Below are 16,293 nucleotides of genomic sequence, written 5' to 3'. Positions count from 1 at the left end.
TAAGTGATTGAACCGAAATAGAAAACCATATATGGTTTATCATTAAATTAATAAAAGCACGCATAAAATACCTCTACTCATAGAGGGAACAGAGCAATAATGAAATGGAAATCGGTTTTACTGTCGCTGGCTGTTTTATGGCTTATTCAAGCTCAGCAAAGCAGTTTACGCACCAGTGAATACGCAAATATCTAGCCTATTGCAAGTAAATTCAACGCAGTTAGCGCTGAAAATAGCTGCTTGAGATAGATTTATTATCCAGAGTTTAGGTTATTTAGAAAGCGCTGAACTGTTTTTACGTTGGAATCACTATGAGGTTTTTGAGTTTGACTCAAGTGCAATGTAATGAGCTAAAACATTTAGCATTGGCCTCAATTGCTACTTGGTAGTTGTTTTTAGTTTAATGTTTTACTCGCTTTACTCAATTAAAGTAAAGCGAGCGCTCAGTATCACTTACAAACTCTTTTTAGGCGGTAGGGCTACGTTTGCAAATATTAGTCCTGCAACGAGCGACATAAATATTAAAAACGTTTGCTGGCCTATATGCTCTGCGTATATAAAGTCTTGGCCTTCAATGAGTGAGTTTAAGCCAATATAGGTTTTGCTACCTGGTACTAATACAATCAAGCCTTGCATGGCCACAATAGAGGCCGGCGCATTAGCAACGCGGTTAAACAAGTTACTAAAAATACCCACCGACAAAGCACCCACAAACGTACCTAATGTGTAATCAAGGTACATAGCCGAGCCAATACTGGTGCCGTACGCTATAAAGCCTGATGCTATAGACCACACAGCGTGCTTAAGTTTGGTTCTAAAAATAACGATTAAGCTGCTACAAAGTAAAAATATAGCCAGCCATGCGGTCCACTTTGGTAATGGCTCAGGTTGTACAAAGTCAGCTTGCCCAAAGAGTGCAAAGCCAATGCCTATGCCAATAAAACCGCCAAAATAGAGTTTAAATAACAGCATAAACGAGTCCATGACTCTTGCTGTACCCGACACTAAATGCCGCGCTGCAAGCTCTGCTAAGCCAAGCGCAAGTGCTAAACCGGGTATAAATACAATAATGGCTGAAAGTACCACCAAGCGTATGTTTATTTCAGGTGTTATATACACACTTACTGCACACGCAAGTATTGCCGATATTATGGCTACCAATGGCTCAAGCATATGGGCTACGCGTTTTGAGCGCCCAGACCAAAGCACAAACAAATAAACAACTAAAGTAAGAAGCGATGACCAAATAACATCAGTCCAGCTAGTACCCATTAACATTGCAAACGCACCACCAGAAGTTGCAAAGGCAACGCCCGTAACAAGTTTATTGTATGGGTTTGGCATGTCGTAGATAGCATCTAGCTGGGCGTCAACTTCTTGTAAAGTTAGCTTGTCGTCAAGCATTTGGTTTACAAGGTCGTCGGTGTCGGCAAGTGAGCCTAAATCGTGATCGCCAGGGTCTACACGCGCAACGTGGGTGTACTCGTCTTCGTGGCCATCAGTCCAAATAACAAACGTTACCGAAGTTGGCGACATAACAAACGACGATTTAAGTCCTAAATATGTAGCCACTTCCATTAGGTGGGCTTCTAGGCGGTAAGCAGGCGTACCATACTTGTGAAGCATTTTACCCAATTTAACGATAAATTTGCGTTTTTCTGTAAAGGTTGCAGTTTTCAAATCTTTTTGGACCAAATATTGCGATAACTAAGCTAAAAATATAGACAATACAGCTAAAACTGCCCACGTTTGATGGGCGCGATTTTAAACACTAATTGGTGTGTGTCTAGTCATTTTTAATCTAATTTTTTATTTTTTTCAGCTATCCATTGCGACATGTATTGAGTGCTGCGCATTGTATGATGTTTGAGCATTTGGCCTGTAAAGTTTTTTTCGCGATGAGCCTCTAAATCGCTACTTATTGAATCAATTTTTTTAATTAACACCGTGCTCAATTGTGCTTTATCGTAAAGCGTATTAAGGAGCGTGTTGCCATTTTGCTGCGCTTGTTCAAAGTCACTTTGATTGGTGTACATTTCAACAACAGCATTGGCAAAATCGTCGGCAGTGTTGGCTATTTTACCAGGCCATGGTAAATCGTTATGCATGCCCTCTGCACCAATATTAGTGGTAACGCTGGGTGTTTGCATAATCATGGCTTCAAGCAATTTACCTTTTATGCCTGCACCAAAACGCAGTGGTGCTAAACATACGCGTGCGCTTTGCATTACATCAAACGCATTATCGGCCCAGCCTTTTATTAAAAACCCTGTTTTAGGGTTATTTAGTGCCGTGGCTTTTGGTGGTGGGTAAGAGCCATAAATATGTAGTTCTGCTTTTGGGAGTTGCTTGCGAATAAGTGGCCATATTTTTTGTAAGTAAAGTACAGCATCCCAGTTTGGCGCGTGTCTAAAGTTACCTATGGTCATAAAGTGCTGGCGCTGCTCAAACGTTTTTGTACTTGTAGGTAATGAGCTTAAATCGACCATAAATGGTAAATGGTGTAATAAGCTTGGCTCTATTTTAAATACGCTGTTTAGCAGGCTCATTTCATAACTTGAAATAATTAAGCTTAGGTCGCAGCGTAAAATAGCGGCAATTTCTCGTTTTGCTATGTCTGAGTGTAAATCGCTGGTTGTAAACTCGCGCTCACCTTTAAACGCTTCGTGACGAGCGTTACGCAAACATTGTAAATCTTCGGTATCGAGAATTTTAATCGCATTTGGGCAATGTTTATCGACGCGCCAGCCAAATTGTTCTTCCATCATAAAGCGGTCAAACATGACTATATCTGGGTTATAGGCTTTAACGTATTCGTCAAAGCTGTCGCAGTTTAGTGCAATGCTTTGGCTGGTTATACCAAAGTCGTCAAGGTTTACCATATGATCGGTGCGCTGCGCGGGCGTTGCAAATTCAACGTCCCAGTTTTGCGCTCTAAATGCATTTAATAACGACATCATGTGCGTTCCCGCAGCAGACGAATTTGGCTCTGGCCATACGTAGCCAATTACCAGCACTTTTTTCATTGGCTAGAATCTCTAATTTGTAAGTTTACATTTACCAGTGTTTTTACTGGCGGGGCTGTATTTTGTAGTAGCTCTTGCAGTATTAAAAGGCACCGCTTAGCTATATCAGTTGTACTAATAGCTACGGTGGTTAAGTGATTATTTATAACCGCGCTATTAGGAATGTGGTGGCAACTCACTACTTTAATAGAGTGATGAGTTAATGAGTTAATAGCGGCAATAACACCTTGAGCAATAATATCGTTTGCACACACCACTGCGTTTAATGTGGGGTTGTGTTTATATGCTTCTATAAATGCATTTTTAGCGCTAAGGACTGTGTTTACTGCGCAGTCAATGGGTGCTAATGGTGTAATGCTGTGCTGCGCGCATGCGGTATTAAAGCCACTTTGCAGTGCTTGTGAATCACTTAAAGTAAGTTCATTGCCTATAAATGCTATGTTTGTCACGCCTTGTGCGAGTAAATGCATACTGGCTACGTGGCTGGCTTTTTTATAGTCGGGTAATACACACGGAGCTGCGCTAAAGGGCACTTCACTCATTAAGGTAATTACTTTGTGTTGCGCGCTGAGCGCATCAAGCCATTTGGGGCGAGTATTAGCAACGGGGCAAATAATAAATGCAGCTGCGTTGTATTCTTTTAAGTTTTTAACTGCGTTTGCTTGTAGCTCAAGACTATTATTACAGCTTACAATCATGGCTTGTAAGCCATTGTCGTTTAACAAAAGTTGTAAGCTGGTAGCAAGGTGTGCCATAGCTGGGTTAGTTAAATCATTTATTACTATGGCCACTAAGTTAGAGCGTTTTGAGCGCATAGCAGCGGCATCACGATTATAAACGTACCCTAGCTCATCTATCGCTTTGAGTATTTTTTGTTTACTTTTATTGCCCACTTTATCGCTTTGGGTAAGCACCAACGATACGGTTGATTTTGATACACCAGCACGCTCTGCAACATCAAAAATGGTGACTGATTTGGCTTTGTTATGCATTGTATTTTAAGTACCGCAGTGGTGAATAAATAGCGCTGTAGTTTAGCTTAATCAGCACTATTAAGTCATCTTTTAGAGGTGTTTAACTTACCTTAATACTTTATGAACAAAGCAAAACGTGTTTATATACGCCTATAAGAGTAAAAAATAACAAAAGGATAAAAACATGAGCGCTTTTAGGCTGTTAGTTGCCTTTATTTGTTGTGTGGCATTAGTCCCAACAAGTTACGCCGAGCAGGGCTATCAAACCCCATCACCCGAACTTACAGCATTGGTTGACGCTAAGTTAGCACCCACTAGTTACTTATCGAGCGATGGCCAGTGGCTAGCGCTTTTTGAAAGCAAACGTGTAGTTACCCTTGATGAACTTGCAAAAGAAGAGCTTAAGCTTGCTGGTATTAAGCTAAACCCCGCTAATTTTTCGCGCTCTCGTGTGAGTGCCAAATTTAGTGCTGTGGAGCTAAAGCATGTTCAAAGCGGGTCGGTTATTAGTATTAATAACTTACCTAATGGCATTATCCGCTCACCTAAATGGTCATCTAATAGTAAATATTTAGCCTTTGTTGTTGAGCAACCAACCCAAGCCAACTTATGGCTTTACAGCGTTGAAACCAAACAAGCAAAAGAGTTAACTAGTGCTGCGTTAAATTCGGTACTAACTGCATCGCCATATAAATGGCTGCCAGATAGCAGCGCCATTGTTGCAAATCTTGCTGTTAATTTTGGTAAACCAAGGCTTGAAAATAACAGCCAAAATGTAGTGCCTGTTATTCAACAAAGTACTGGCGAAAAAGCGCCAGCACGTACTTACCAAAATTTATTATCCAGCCCGTTTGATGAATCACAGTTTAAGTTTTACGGCCAAGGGCAATTGGCTTACATAACGCTTGATGGCAACACTCAAGCAATAGGTAGCCCTTCTTTATTTAAATCGTTTTCGGTATCACCTGATTCTACCAATATTTTAGTTGCCGGTATTAATGAGCCGTTTTCGTATCAAGTGCCTTACAGCCGCTTTGCAAGCACGTGGCAAATATGGGGCATGCGCGGCTATGCATTAGCAGAGCTGGCAAAACAGCCACTTGCCGATAATATTCCACAAGGTTACGACAGTGTACGCACTGGCCGCCGTGATTTTGAATGGCGAGCTGATCAAGGCGCTGAAGTTATTTGGGCCGAGGCGCAAGATGGCGGCGACATGAAAACCGACGTTGAGCATCATGATTATGTTTACAGCTTACGTGCACCATTTAAACGCGAGCCTAAATTATTTGCCAAAGTAGAACGCCGTTATGCGGGAATGGAGTGGGGCAACGAAAACGTAGCAATGCTTAGTGATTGGCGCTTTAGCGATCGTCAAGTACGTACTTATATAGTACAACCACGAAATGCCGACAGAAATCGCGTTTTATTTTCAGAGCGTAGTTACAACGACGCGTACAAAGACCCTGGTAATGCAATTTACGAGCGCAATGATTTAGGCGCAAACGTAATTAAAATTGTAGGCGGGCGTTATATTTACCTTCGCGGTAATGGAGCTTCAGAGCAAGGTAATATCCCGTTTTTAGATAGGTACGATGTTAAAACAAATAGCAGCAAGCGTTTATGGGAATCAAAAGCGCCATACTACGAGCGTGTACGCGCACTGCTTGACGACGAAGGTGAGCGATTTATTACTATTCGTGAATCTAAAACTGAGCAACCTAACTTTTTTATACGCGATTTAGGCAACGACACGCTAACGCAGTTAACGACATTTGAGCACCCGTATCCTGCCTTTAAAGGGGTAACTAAAGAGCAATTACGTTATAAACGCGACGACGGTGTTGAGCTTTCGGGCACGCTTTATTTACCACCAGGGTACGATAAAACACAAGGCCCGTTACCTGTGCTTATGTGGGCTTACCCACTTGAATACAAAAATAAAGCCGTAGCATCACAAGTACGCGAATCGCCTTATGCATTTACCTACATTGGCTATTGGGGTCCTATGCCTTATCTTGCTAAAGGTATTGCCGTGTTTGACGATCCTAAAATGCCAATAGTGGGTATTGATGGCAGCGAGCCAAACGATAACTTTAGAAAGCAGCTAGTATCAAGCGCGCAAGCAGCTGTTGATGTATTAGTTAAAAAAGGTATTGCCGATAAAGACAAAATTGCCATAGCAGGGCACTCGTATGGTGCATTTATGGTTGCTAACTTATTGGCTCATAGCGATTTATTTAAAACAGGTATTGCCCGCAGTGGCGCGTATAACCGCACATTAACACCGTTTGGTTTTCAAGGAGAAGAGCGTGATTTTTGGCAAGCACAAAGCGTGTACGCTAATATGTCGCCGTTTTTCCATGCTGAAAAAATTAACGAACCAATGCTAATGATCCACGGTCAAGAAGATCCTAATTCTGGCACTTTCCCAATGCAAAGTGAGCGCATGTACGCAGCCCTAAAAGGTTTAGGTAAAGATGCCCGCTTAGTAATGCTCCCTTATGAAGCACATGGTTACCGTGCGCGTAAAAGCTTATTACATGTGTTGTGGGAACAAGAACAGTGGTTAGATAAGTATTTGCTTAGTGATACGGTTGAGCCAGTAGAGGTCATTACTGAGCCCGTGATAAGTACTGGGCAATAGATGTTTACACATACAGTGGAGTGCAAGAAGACCCACCCTCAATCTTGCGGAACATTCCCAATGCAAAGTGAGCGCATGTACGCAGCGCTAAAAGGTTTAGGTAAAGATGCTCGCTTAGTAATGCTCCCTTATGAAGCACATGGTTACCGTGCGCGTAAAAGCTTATTACATGTATTGTGGGAACAAGAACAGTGGTTAGATAAGTATTTGTTAAATGGTACAGCAGAGCCAGTAGAGGTTATTACTGAACCCGTGGTAAGTACTGGGCAATAGTAATAAACATGAGTAAGCAACAGCGCGGCTACTTATAGCCGCGTTTTTGCTTTTAATATGAGAGTAAATTAATGATTGATGTAGCAGCACTTGCGGTTTTTATTCCTACCTTCTTTTTTGTGTCGATAACGCCAGGTATGTGTATGACCCTTGCCATGACACTCGGTATGAGCATTGGCGTGCGCCGCACATTATGGATGATGATAGGTGAGCTGTTAGGTGTCGCAAGTGTTGCCATAGCTGCGGTATTAGGCGTTGCAAGCGTAATGCTAAATTACCCAGATGCATTTGCCATTTTAAAGTGGGTAGGCGGTGCGTACTTAATTTACATTGGCGTTAACATGTGGCGAGCCAAAGGCAAAATGTCGGTTGATACCTCAAAACCAAATGACGTAAGTCGGAAGTCGTTATTTATTCAGGGTTTTGTAACCGCAATTGCTAACCCTAAAGGGTGGGCGTTTATGATCTCACTATTACCGCCCTTTATAAATGTTGAGCATGCAGTAGCCCCTCAGCTTTTAGTATTGCTTGGCGTTATAATGACCACCGAGCTTTTAAGTATGTTAGCTTATGCAACAGGTGGTAAAAGCCTACGTTTATTTTTAGCCCGTGGCGATAATATTAAGTGGATGAACCGTATTGCTGGTAGCTTAATGGGATTAGTTGGAATTTGGCTTATTTTTGGTTAGCTTAAAAAGTAGTTGATATTATCAATTAATTTGCTGTAGTTGATTTTGTCATCTATTTAACGCTTAAGGCATGCCCAATAATGAGTACACCCGTATCAGCAAACCCAGTAATGGTTGAGCCTAAAAAAACGCCTGTAATTTATAAAATACTGGTTATGGTAAGTATTATTACCTTAATTGGCGGTACTCTAACTGGCATTATGACTTATGTGAATGTGGGTGTTACAGAGCATTTTTATGCCGACTGGTTTACCTCATTTATAAGTGCAGTATTGGTTATGGCGCCTGTTGGTTTTGTAATGATGACCTTAATGCATAAGCTAGTTGCCCAGTTATTACCTAATAGCAGTGAGCTAAAACGTAATTTAGTTATTAGTGTTTTTATGGCGCTGATCATGGAGTCGGTGATGGCGTTTGTTACCGCTACTAATAATATTGGCTATGCAGATATGCGTGTATTTGTAACTGGATGGACTGAAGGGTTATTAGCCGCATTACCAATAGGTTTAACTATAATGCTGATAATGTCGGTTACGGTAAAACCTAAAATAGAACGCTTTTTAAAGAGCTAACACTTTGAGCGCTAACGTATTAAAGCAAATAATTTAATACGTTTATAGTGGGCAGATGCATGAAGTAATTAGTTACTTAATTGAGTTTTCTACCGGGCAGCCTTGTTTACGGCATACACCTTCGTTACATAATTTGCATATTTTACGTGCTTCTACCTGCTCGGTTGTTAGGCTGCCAAGTGCTATTTCTATCAAACTTAAAAAGCTTTGTTTTTGTTCATCATTAAAGTTGTTTAGTATTTTAGAGGTGGCTGTTTCTCTGCTGCCTAGTACTAGTTCAACTCTTTGGCTACCTTTATCCGTTACGCATAAAACAACAGAGCGGGCATCTTTTACTGACTTTCGCCTTTCTACAAGTTCTTCTTTTTCAAGTGTATTTATTAATCTAACTGCACCAGAATGCGTTAAGCCTAAAACCTTGCTTAGTACATCAATGGTTTCATTAGGATGATTGTAAATAGTGACCAGTGCCGCTTCGTGGCTTAGGCTTCGCCCGCCTAATTCGGCAATCTGTTTTTCAATGTCATTAGAAACAGAAGTAGCAAACGTGCCGATTAAATTTGATATATATTTTTCATTTTTCATAAATTTAATTATATGTGATTCGATCATATAAATATAGTGACAAATTAAGCGCTTTCATTTGTTGTGTGACTCAGTCATGTATATTAACTCGAAATTAGTTAATCTACTTCGAATATTACACAAATTAGATGAGCGAGGATTTACCGCCAGCTCATCAGTTAAATAAAGCGATATAATTAAATGAAGAATGATTCAGAAACATTACGTTATGCAAAAAAGTTTAAAACTGTATTAGATAAAAAAATGGCTTATATAGATGAAGGCGAAGGTGATCCTATTGTATTTTTACATGGTAACCCTACATCTAGCTTCCTTTGGCGAAACGTTATGCCCTATTTGCAAGGAAAAGGGCGTTTAATTGCTATCGATATGATTGGATTAGGAGATTCACAAAAGTTAGATAACACCCATGAAGGCAGCTACTCACTTGCTGAAAACAGCAAATACACATTTGCACTTTTAGAAGCGTTGGGTGTAAATAATAACGTTACCTTGGTGCTGCACGATTGGGGTTCAGGCGTTGGTTTTAACTGGGCTAATACACATCGTGATGCTGTAAAAGCAATTGCGTTTATGGAAGCAATTGTTACTGACTTTCCAACATGGGACGATTTTCCTAAAGATTTGCACGGCCCTATTGGCACTATGCGCTCAGCTGAGGGTGAAAAAATGGTGCTTGATGACAACTTTTTTATTGAAACAATATTACCAGCGACCATTGCACGCAAATTAACGCAAGCAGAGCATGATGAGTATCGCAGACCCTTTATAAATGCAGGAGAAGATCGCCGTGCAATTTTAGCAGGGCCTCGCCAACTGCCCATTGCTGGAGAGCCTGCCGATACCGTGGCTTTAGTTAAAAGCTATGCGAGCTATTTAGCTAACTCTCACGATATTCCAAAGCTATTTATTAATGCTGAACCGGGTGCTTTTTTAGTTGGTTACGCAAGAGATTTTGTGCGCACATGGCCAAACCTAACTGAGGTAACCGTAAGCGGTATTCACTATATTCAAGAGGATTCACCGCACGAAATAGGTAAAGCTATTTCAGATTGGTTACCAAGATAAAAACAGGATGTATTAGTAAACCTGAACTTTGGATAATTAATCTATCTCAAGCTGTTATTTTCAGCGTTAACTACCATATATAGATGACGCTTTTATACAACTAAAAGCGTCATCTATTAACTATTTAAGTAAAAATGGTGCGGTTTTACTCGCCTTTACGCTTGCCACTTTTTCGGGTGAACCTTGCGCTACAATTAAGCCGCCTTCTTCACCAGCACCAGGGCCTACATCAATTACCCAGTCACTATTACGGGCTACTTGCATATCGTGTTCAACCATAATAACGGTATTGCCAGCATCAACTAATTTATTTAACTGCGACATTAACATTGATACATCCGATGGATGCAGCCCTGTGGTTGGTTCATCAAGAACATAAAGCGTGTTGCCGCGCTGCGCACGTTGCAGCTCGGTGGCTAATTTAATACGTTGCGCTTCACCGCCAGAAAGCTCGGTAGCAGGTTGCCCTAAACGCAAATACCCAAGACCTACTTGCATAAGTGCATCGAGTGCTCGAAGTATTGCAGGCTCATTTTCAAAAAAGGTATGCGCCGATTCAACCGTTAAATTGAGAATATCGCTTATGTTTTTATCACGATATGTAACCTCAAGTGTTTGCTCGTTATAACGTTTGCCATGACACACTTGGCAAGGTGAGTAAACGCTTGGTAAAAACAGCAGTTCTATACTTACAAAGCCAACGCCTTCACAGTTTTTACAACGGCCTTTAGCTACATTAAACGAAAAACGACCGGCATCGTAACGGCGCTCTTTTGCTTTTTGGGTTGAAGCAAATAGTTTACGCACATGATCAAATAAACCCGTATAGGTAGCTAAGTTTGAACGAGGGGTACGGCCAATCGCTTTTTGATTTACGGTAATCAGGCGGCTTATATTATTTATACCTTCAATGATTTTTCCGCTGGTGTGTGTTTGCAGCTCTTGTTCGAGTAAGTCGGCTTCGTCGGTTGGCGCTTGTGTTACTACTTTTTGCCCGATCGCTTCGTAAACAAGCTCTACTAACGCTTGGCTTACTAGGCTTGATTTACCAGATCCCGAAACCCCAGTAACGGTTGTCATAACACCCAGTGGAAATTCTGCATTGAGTTTTTTAAGATTGTTACGCTCAACATCAGCCAATTTTAACCACGCTTTTGGCTGCCTTTGCTCCTTTTTTTGCGCGCTGTTTTGAGTAGACTCTTGACTGGCGTTTTTAGCAAAAAGGTGGCGACCGGTGTGCGAATTTTTTATTTTTCTTAACCCTTCAACAGGGCCGCTGTAAATAATGTCGCCACCATGCACTCCTGCATCAGGGCCTACATCAACAATCCAATCGGCATGTTTAACAACGCTGACATCGTGCTCAACAACAAATACAGAATTGCCAGCCGCTATTAACTCATCAAGCGCTTTTAAAAGTGCTTGTGTGTCGGCAGGGTGTAAACCCGCTGAAGGTTCATCTAGCACGTAAACCACCCCAAATAATTTAGAGCGGATTTGTGTGGCAAGTCGCAACCGTTGTAGCTCTCCGGGTGAGAGCGTTGGCGTTGTACGCTCAAGCGACAAGTACCCTAAACCAAGCATGGTTAGTGCTTCAATACGAGTGAGAATGTCACTGGCAATGCGCTGCGTAACAATGGCTTGCTCTGGATTTTTTGTATTCTTATTTACTTTGGTGCTGGCGGCGTTACTTAGTTTTTTAGCAAGTTCGTTTAATGTAAGTTGAGATAGCTCGCCAATATCGAGCCCTGCAAATTTAACACTTAACGATGCTTGTTTTAATTTTTTACCTTGGCAAGTAGGGCACTGCGATATTTGCATAAACTGCGATACGCGCTTTTTAGTACGCGGGCTTTGGGTAGTAGCAAAAGACTGTAAAACAAAGCGTTTAGCGCTTGAAAAAGTTCCCATGTAGCTTGGATCTTCGCTATTTTTTATCGCATTCTGTGTTTGCTCATAGGTGTAATCTGGGTATACCGGCACAGTAGGTGTTTCGTCGGTAAATAAAATCCAATCGCGTGCTTTTTTAGAAAGTTTGTTCCAAGGTGTGTCTATATCATAACCAAGGGAAGTAAGAATACGGCTTAGGTTTTTACCTTGCCATGCTGGTGGCCACGCTTCAATGGCGCGCTGGCGAATAGTTTTTGTATCATCTGGCACAAGTAGCTTTTCGGTTACTTCAAATACTCGGCCTATTCCTGAACATTCTGGGCACGCACCTTGTGGCGTATTAGGGGAAAACGCATCGGCATATAAAATACTCTGCCCAGCTGGGTAATCGCCAGCACGAGAGTAAAGCATGCGTAGCGCGTTAGAAATAGTTGTTATGCTGCCAACGGATGAGCGAACCGAGGGCGCGCCGCGTTGCTGCTGCAAAGCAACGGCAGGCGGTAGTCCTTCAATAGAATCAACATCGGGCTCATCAACTTGATCTATCAACCTACGGGCGTAAGGCGATACTGAATCAAGATAACGGTGCTGCGACTCAGCAAACAGCGTTCCAAAAGCAAGCGACGATTTTCCAGAGCCCGATATCCCTGTAAAAACAACCAATGCGTTACGAGGTAAATCAACGTCTATATTTTTTAAGTTGTGAACGCGCGCCCCTCTTACTTGAATGCTGTTACTGGGATCAGATAAATCCATTGTTGAGTTTTTATGTGTGCTTGCCATACGTTTATACTCCTGTTTAATCGCGCTTTTTACTTTAAGTTAGCTTTGAATTATTTACTCTTATCACTCGGTATTACCCTAAAGTAGCGCAAGCACACTGAATGAGCGCTTAGTCTGTAGTGGCGCAGCCAAAGCGCTGGATAAAATTGCGATGATTGTTTGTTTACATAATAGGTATGGAATGCGAATATAATTTAAACAGTTATTGTTATGTAATTTGTTACGTAATTTACTAGGTATTTTACTAGGTAATGAAAAGGAACTAACAGTGAATAAAGCCTTAGTGATCATTTTATTGGTGCTTTCGTGGGCAACCCAAGCCGACTCTATTAAAGCGCTAAATGTTGACCGTGCAGTACCAAATAGCATGCACTTATCTTTTGCAAACGATAGCAACATAACCCCTAAAAAAGGGGATTTTAAAATCGTTAATTATGTATTAATGAGCAATGAAGAGGGCGAACGCTGGGCTGTTATAACGCTAACTAACTTATCGTCGGGCAATCGCGAATTAGGCGAGGAGCACTTACTTGCACTTTTTGCTGACGGCAGCCGATTCATGCCAATGGAATTTAAACTCGGTTTTAAAGGCAACGAAACACAATCGGTAACTGTATCGTTTGCCGATTATAAGTTCCCTATTTTAAGTGTGTATTCGAGTAACGATTTGTAACTAATAAAGATGCGATAATATTAAATTAGGGATATTTCTAAAATTAAGGATTTTTATGAAGTTTGAAGATGCGCAACAAAATATGAACCTCGCATACTTCGGTGGTGGAACCGGTGTATTAGTGTCTGGCTTGGTTTGGTGTATAGCTGGCTTTGTCGCATTACTGCATTAAAATCAATCGAGTATGCTTACTTTGTTTTTTGGTGGTATGTTTATACATCCTTTAGCCATGCTACTTTCAAAAGCTCTTAAACGCTCTGGCAATCATGACCCTAAAAACCCATTAGGTAAATTGGCCTTAGAAAGCACTATTATTTTATTTGTTGGTTTGTTTTTAGCGTTTTACGTAGCAAAACTTCAAGCTGAATGGTTTTATTCAATAATGCTGATGATAATTGGTGTTCGCTATTTAGTTTTCAACACATTATATGGCATGAAAGTGTACTGGATTTTAGGTGCTTCGCTTATGTTTTTTGGCATGTTGTGTATTGTATTAAATGCCAATTTTGTAATCGGCGCCTTTATTGGCGGGATAACCGAAATAGTATTTGCGCTAGTAATATTTGCCCAATCGAAAGGTATGGTTTTAAAAACAGAATAACAAGCTCTTATAATCGCAAAAATAGTGTGCAGTTGGAGTTACCCTTCAGCTTGGTATATAGCAAAGGCTTTTTAAAGTATTGAGTATCTGCAAATTGCATGTATCCATTAGTCGGCTTAGAGCGATAAGCGGTCATTGAAAGAGGCTAAATATTGTTGTTAATTGATTGGTTAAACTGCTCTTTGCGCATATATTCATGAAAATGAGCGCTGAGCGCATATTATTCTATTTAATTTTTCTTTAAAGTTTTAGAAAACTTAGTGGTAGTAATGCTTTAGGTTATTTGTTAAAACTATATAAAGTAGATAAATGAGCGTTCAGTCGGAAGAAATATGCGCGATGAGCGCACTATAAAATTATTATACACATCAGGGAAGTTAGTATGAAAAATTTGGTATCGGCGTTCTCAATCTTGTTATTTACCTTGCCAGTATTCGCGGATGACTCAATTTTATTAGGCACATCCACATCGTTAGAATCGAAGATCATGGCTGAGAATAGACCTTATATGGTTTATTTACCCCCATCTTACGAAAAAAGCGAAAATACCTACCCTGTCATTTATCTTCTTGACGGCGATATCCATAGATTTAAAGGGTTTGTCGGTGTACTTGAATCCTTAAGTACAGAAACGCTGGAGAATCAGGTTCAAGAAGCTATCGTAATTGCCATTCCGAATACAAATAGATCTCGTGACTTAACTCCGTCATCGATTATAGAGTGGAAGTTTAAAGACCGCGTTTTGGAAACATTCGAGCAAACAGGAAACGCTAATCAGTTCGCTAAATTTCTTGAAAAAGAGTTGATACCCGCCGTTGACACTGCATATAGGACGTCCAACAAGCGATTGTTAGTTGGTGAGTCGTTTGGCGGTTTGTTCGCAGCAAACACTCTTATAGAGTCACCATCTGTATTTACAGATTATTTAATCATAGATCCCACATCGCTATGGGATAATGATTACTTAAATCGGGCATTGAACGCCGGCAATAGAGATATAAATTTCAATTCTCGAGTTTACTTTGCTTTCGCAAACAATTCTCATTTGGGAGATATCGGGCTGACCAATTATAGATGGGGTGCTACTTTTGCTTCATCTGTAATTGATAATAATGATGCTATTTCGGAGCAACAATATTTTAAAAATGAGACTCATGGTACCGTTGCTTTTTTAGCTTGGTACAATGGGCTTAAGACACTTATGTCAACCACCAAGCAGTGATGTGTATAACAAAAAATTAAGCCGCCTGCTGCGTCCCTTATTTCAAAGTTGAGGCTGTAGAATTACTCTTTTTTAAGAAAAACATCCTGTTTTATGGGTCCCAAATGCATTACCTAATGCTCTAAAAACGCTTAGAACTAATTGCAGGAGCTAGTTTTTTAATTGATTTTGGCTGTTGGAGTTATTCTACAGGCTCGTTATGTGAATAGGAGGTTCCAGTGAACAAGGTAGTCAAAGAACGCTTTGATGAATATCCGGAAAATGCTCGTATTAGGCTAGAGGAGCTAAGAAATCTAGTCTTTCAAATCGCATCTGATTTGGAGCTGGGTGAAGTCGATGAAACTCTAAAATGGGGTGAACCTAGCTATAGTGTAAAAACAGGCAGCCCGCTAAGAATGGACTGGAAGCTGAAATCTCCTAATAATTATTACCTGTTCTTTAATTGCCAAACTAAGTTAGTCGATACATTTAGAGAATTGTATGGTGAAGAACTGGTGTTTCAGGGAAACAGATCAATAGTTCTGTCCTTATCGCAAGTGTTACCAGAAACAGCAATCAAGTCCTGTTTAGAGTTAGCTCTAACCTATCAGCAGCGTAAACATTTACCTCTTTTAGGCGCGTGAAGATCACAAAATACAGTTGGCTATTTTCACTCCGTTCAATATTTTAGCCAACAATATTTTGTCGCTTAAGGTGGAGTTATATTTTTAATTGAGTTCAGAGGTATTTGATGGCAAAAGCTAAGTTGTCTCGAGATCAGAAAAGAAAGAAGAGGCTTGAAAAGAGACGTAAAAAAACTGATGAGGCAGTTAAGTTGCCATCAGGAGTGAGGAGTATTTCTAGACGTCAATTTGATGCTTTTTGTTTTTCACGTCATCCTATGGCGAGAAGTACAGCAGATGAAAAACAGTGGTTTATTGCATACGATAAAAAAATTCTAGCAACTGTTTTTAGAGATGCAATCGATAATGATTATGGCTTTGTCATTATGGGGCGTGATACTAGAAAAATATTTAGGGCGCTAGAAGTAAGCAAAACATTTAAACCTAGTGAACTAGGTGCTCGAAATGAACTAGGGCGTGTTGATCTTTGTGGTATGAAAAACAAACAGCATGAAGATAAGGTATAATTGAATTCGCCAGAAAACTTTACACCGAACCTACATGCCAAGATTAATGTTAACAGACGGGACATGGAATGTCTTATCAAAAGTAATGTACTTAAGTGGTCGAATTTATAATAAGCCCGACCATAGAAAAACGCTCGAAGGCATACTGTATAAGATGCGCA

At 40.6% G+C, this 16,293-nt stretch carries 15 protein-coding genes and 1 pseudogene; 11 read left to right on the top strand and 5 right to left on the bottom strand.

Going from position 1 to position 16,293, the window contains the following annotated elements; genetic code table 11:
- Window positions 1-453: 453 nt before the first annotated feature.
- From QL998_RS12825 to QL998_RS12815, 3 genes are all read right to left on the bottom strand, one after another.
- Window positions 454-1,680, bottom strand: coding sequence for a threonine/serine exporter family protein (locus QL998_RS12825; RefSeq protein ID WP_002960134.1), 1,227 nt, complete (start codon window positions 1,678-1,680; stop codon window positions 454-456).
- Window positions 1,681-1,796: 116 nt separating this feature from the next.
- Complete coding sequence (locus QL998_RS12820; protein ID WP_024605647.1) at window positions 1,797-3,026, bottom strand: glycosyltransferase family 4 protein; 1,230 nt, start codon at window positions 3,024-3,026, stop codon at window positions 1,797-1,799.
- Complete coding sequence (locus QL998_RS12815) at window positions 3,023-4,018, bottom strand: LacI family DNA-binding transcriptional regulator (RefSeq protein WP_290192832.1); 996 nt, start codon at window positions 4,016-4,018, stop codon at window positions 3,023-3,025. The genes QL998_RS12820 and QL998_RS12815 overlap by 4 nt, the downstream gene beginning before the upstream one ends.
- 166 nt (window positions 4,019-4,184) lie before the next feature.
- Here QL998_RS12815 and QL998_RS12810 point away from each other — a divergent pair, with 166 nt between their 5' ends.
- The 4 genes from QL998_RS12810 to QL998_RS12795 all read left to right on the top strand — a co-directional run bounded on the left by QL998_RS12810 (window position 4,185) and on the right by QL998_RS12795 (window position 8,181).
- Window positions 4,185-6,647 (top strand): prolyl oligopeptidase family serine peptidase, encoded by a 2,463-nt coding sequence (locus QL998_RS12810; protein WP_024605649.1) that lies wholly within the window; start codon window positions 4,185-4,187, stop codon window positions 6,645-6,647.
- Window positions 6,648-6,920, top strand: a complete 273-nt coding sequence (locus QL998_RS12805; RefSeq protein ID WP_125825559.1) for a hypothetical protein — start codon at window positions 6,648-6,650, stop codon at window positions 6,918-6,920.
- Window positions 6,921-6,991: 71 nt separating this feature from the next.
- Window positions 6,992-7,609 (top strand): LysE family translocator, encoded by a 618-nt coding sequence (locus QL998_RS12800; protein WP_024605651.1) that lies wholly within the window; start codon window positions 6,992-6,994, stop codon window positions 7,607-7,609.
- Window positions 7,610-7,689: 80 nt separating this feature from the next.
- Window positions 7,690-8,181: a DUF2798 domain-containing protein gene (locus QL998_RS12795; protein WP_024605652.1), complete on the top strand. Its 492-nt coding sequence runs from the start codon at window positions 7,690-7,692 to the stop codon at window positions 8,179-8,181.
- 72 nt (window positions 8,182-8,253) lie between these two features.
- Here QL998_RS12795 and QL998_RS12790 read toward each other — a convergent pair whose 3' ends face one another.
- Window positions 8,254-8,766 carry a MarR family transcriptional regulator gene (locus tag QL998_RS12790; RefSeq protein WP_024605653.1) on the bottom strand — a complete coding sequence of 171 codons (513 nt, stop codon included), beginning with the start codon at window positions 8,764-8,766 and terminating at the stop codon, window positions 8,254-8,256.
- Between the two features lie 180 nt (window positions 8,767-8,946).
- Here QL998_RS12790 and QL998_RS12785 point away from each other — a divergent pair, with 180 nt between their 5' ends.
- A complete protein-coding gene (locus QL998_RS12785; protein ID WP_024605654.1) occupies window positions 8,947-9,834 on the top strand; it encodes a haloalkane dehalogenase in 888 nt (295 codons plus the stop codon).
- Between the two features lie 120 nt (window positions 9,835-9,954).
- On the opposite strand, the gene uvrA is transcribed toward QL998_RS12785, so the two are convergent.
- Window positions 9,955-12,507 (bottom strand): excinuclease ABC subunit UvrA, encoded by a 2,553-nt coding sequence (uvrA, locus tag QL998_RS12780; protein WP_024605655.1) that lies wholly within the window; start codon window positions 12,505-12,507, stop codon window positions 9,955-9,957.
- A gap of 268 nt (window positions 12,508-12,775) precedes the next feature.
- On the opposite strand from uvrA, the gene QL998_RS12775 reads away from it, so the two are divergent.
- The 6 genes and pseudogenes from QL998_RS12775 to QL998_RS12750 all read left to right on the top strand — a co-directional run.
- On the top strand, window positions 12,776-13,180 hold the full coding sequence (locus QL998_RS12775) for a hypothetical protein (protein WP_007375644.1): 405 nt from the start codon (window positions 12,776-12,778) through the stop codon (window positions 13,178-13,180).
- Between the two features lie 208 nt (window positions 13,181-13,388).
- Window positions 13,389-13,781: a hypothetical protein gene (locus QL998_RS12770; protein WP_290192831.1), complete on the top strand. Its 393-nt coding sequence runs from the start codon at window positions 13,389-13,391 to the stop codon at window positions 13,779-13,781.
- Between the two features lie 382 nt (window positions 13,782-14,163).
- Window positions 14,164-15,003 carry an alpha/beta hydrolase-fold protein gene (locus tag QL998_RS12765; protein ID WP_024605656.1) on the top strand — a complete coding sequence of 280 codons (840 nt, stop codon included), beginning with the start codon at window positions 14,164-14,166 and terminating at the stop codon, window positions 15,001-15,003.
- 218 nt (window positions 15,004-15,221) lie between these two features.
- Window positions 15,222-15,626 carry a DUF1801 domain-containing protein gene (locus tag QL998_RS12760; RefSeq protein ID WP_024605657.1) on the top strand — a complete coding sequence of 135 codons (405 nt, stop codon included), beginning with the start codon at window positions 15,222-15,224 and terminating at the stop codon, window positions 15,624-15,626.
- Between the two features lie 107 nt (window positions 15,627-15,733).
- Window positions 15,734-16,132 carry a hypothetical protein gene (locus QL998_RS12755; protein ID WP_290192830.1) on the top strand — a complete coding sequence of 133 codons (399 nt, stop codon included), beginning with the start codon at window positions 15,734-15,736 and terminating at the stop codon, window positions 16,130-16,132.
- A gap of 34 nt (window positions 16,133-16,166) precedes the next feature.
- Window positions 16,167-16,293 (top strand): annotated as a pseudogene (locus QL998_RS12750) (IS5/IS1182 family transposase); the annotation flags it as partial.

Origin of the sequence: Pseudoalteromonas sp. APC 3691 (genome assembly GCF_030408135.1) — a bacterium.
In the GTDB taxonomy this organism is placed as follows: domain Bacteria; phylum Pseudomonadota; class Gammaproteobacteria; order Enterobacterales; family Alteromonadaceae; genus Pseudoalteromonas.
The sequence above is the reverse complement of the archived record's forward strand: the minus strand, read 5'-3'. Positions and strand labels throughout refer to the sequence as shown.

Coding starts and splice junctions, on each gene's coding strand:
- QL998_RS12820 (WP_024605647.1), bottom strand. CDS start 3,026: ATGAAAAAAGTGCTGGTAATTGGCTACGTATGGCCAGAGCCAAATTCG.
- QL998_RS12815 (WP_290192832.1), bottom strand. CDS start 4,018: ATGCATAACAAAGCCAAATCAGTCACCATTTTTGATGTTGCAGAGCGT.
- QL998_RS12810 (WP_024605649.1), top strand. CDS start 4,185: ATGAGCGCTTTTAGGCTGTTAGTTGCCTTTATTTGTTGTGTGGCATTA.
- QL998_RS12805 (WP_125825559.1), top strand. CDS start 6,648: ATGTTTACACATACAGTGGAGTGCAAGAAGACCCACCCTCAATCTTGC.
- QL998_RS12800 (WP_024605651.1), top strand. CDS start 6,992: ATGATTGATGTAGCAGCACTTGCGGTTTTTATTCCTACCTTCTTTTTT.
- QL998_RS12795 (WP_024605652.1), top strand. CDS start 7,690: ATGAGTACACCCGTATCAGCAAACCCAGTAATGGTTGAGCCTAAAAAA.
- QL998_RS12790 (WP_024605653.1), bottom strand. CDS start 8,766: ATGAAAAATGAAAAATATATATCAAATTTAATCGGCACGTTTGCTACT.
- QL998_RS12785 (WP_024605654.1), top strand. CDS start 8,947: ATGAAGAATGATTCAGAAACATTACGTTATGCAAAAAAGTTTAAAACT.
- uvrA (WP_024605655.1), bottom strand. CDS start 12,507: ATGGCAAGCACACATAAAAACTCAACAATGGATTTATCTGATCCCAGT.
- QL998_RS12770 (WP_290192831.1), top strand. CDS start 13,389: ATGTTTATACATCCTTTAGCCATGCTACTTTCAAAAGCTCTTAAACGC.
- QL998_RS12765 (WP_024605656.1), top strand. CDS start 14,164: ATGAAAAATTTGGTATCGGCGTTCTCAATCTTGTTATTTACCTTGCCA.
- QL998_RS12755 (WP_290192830.1), top strand. CDS start 15,734: ATGGCAAAAGCTAAGTTGTCTCGAGATCAGAAAAGAAAGAAGAGGCTT.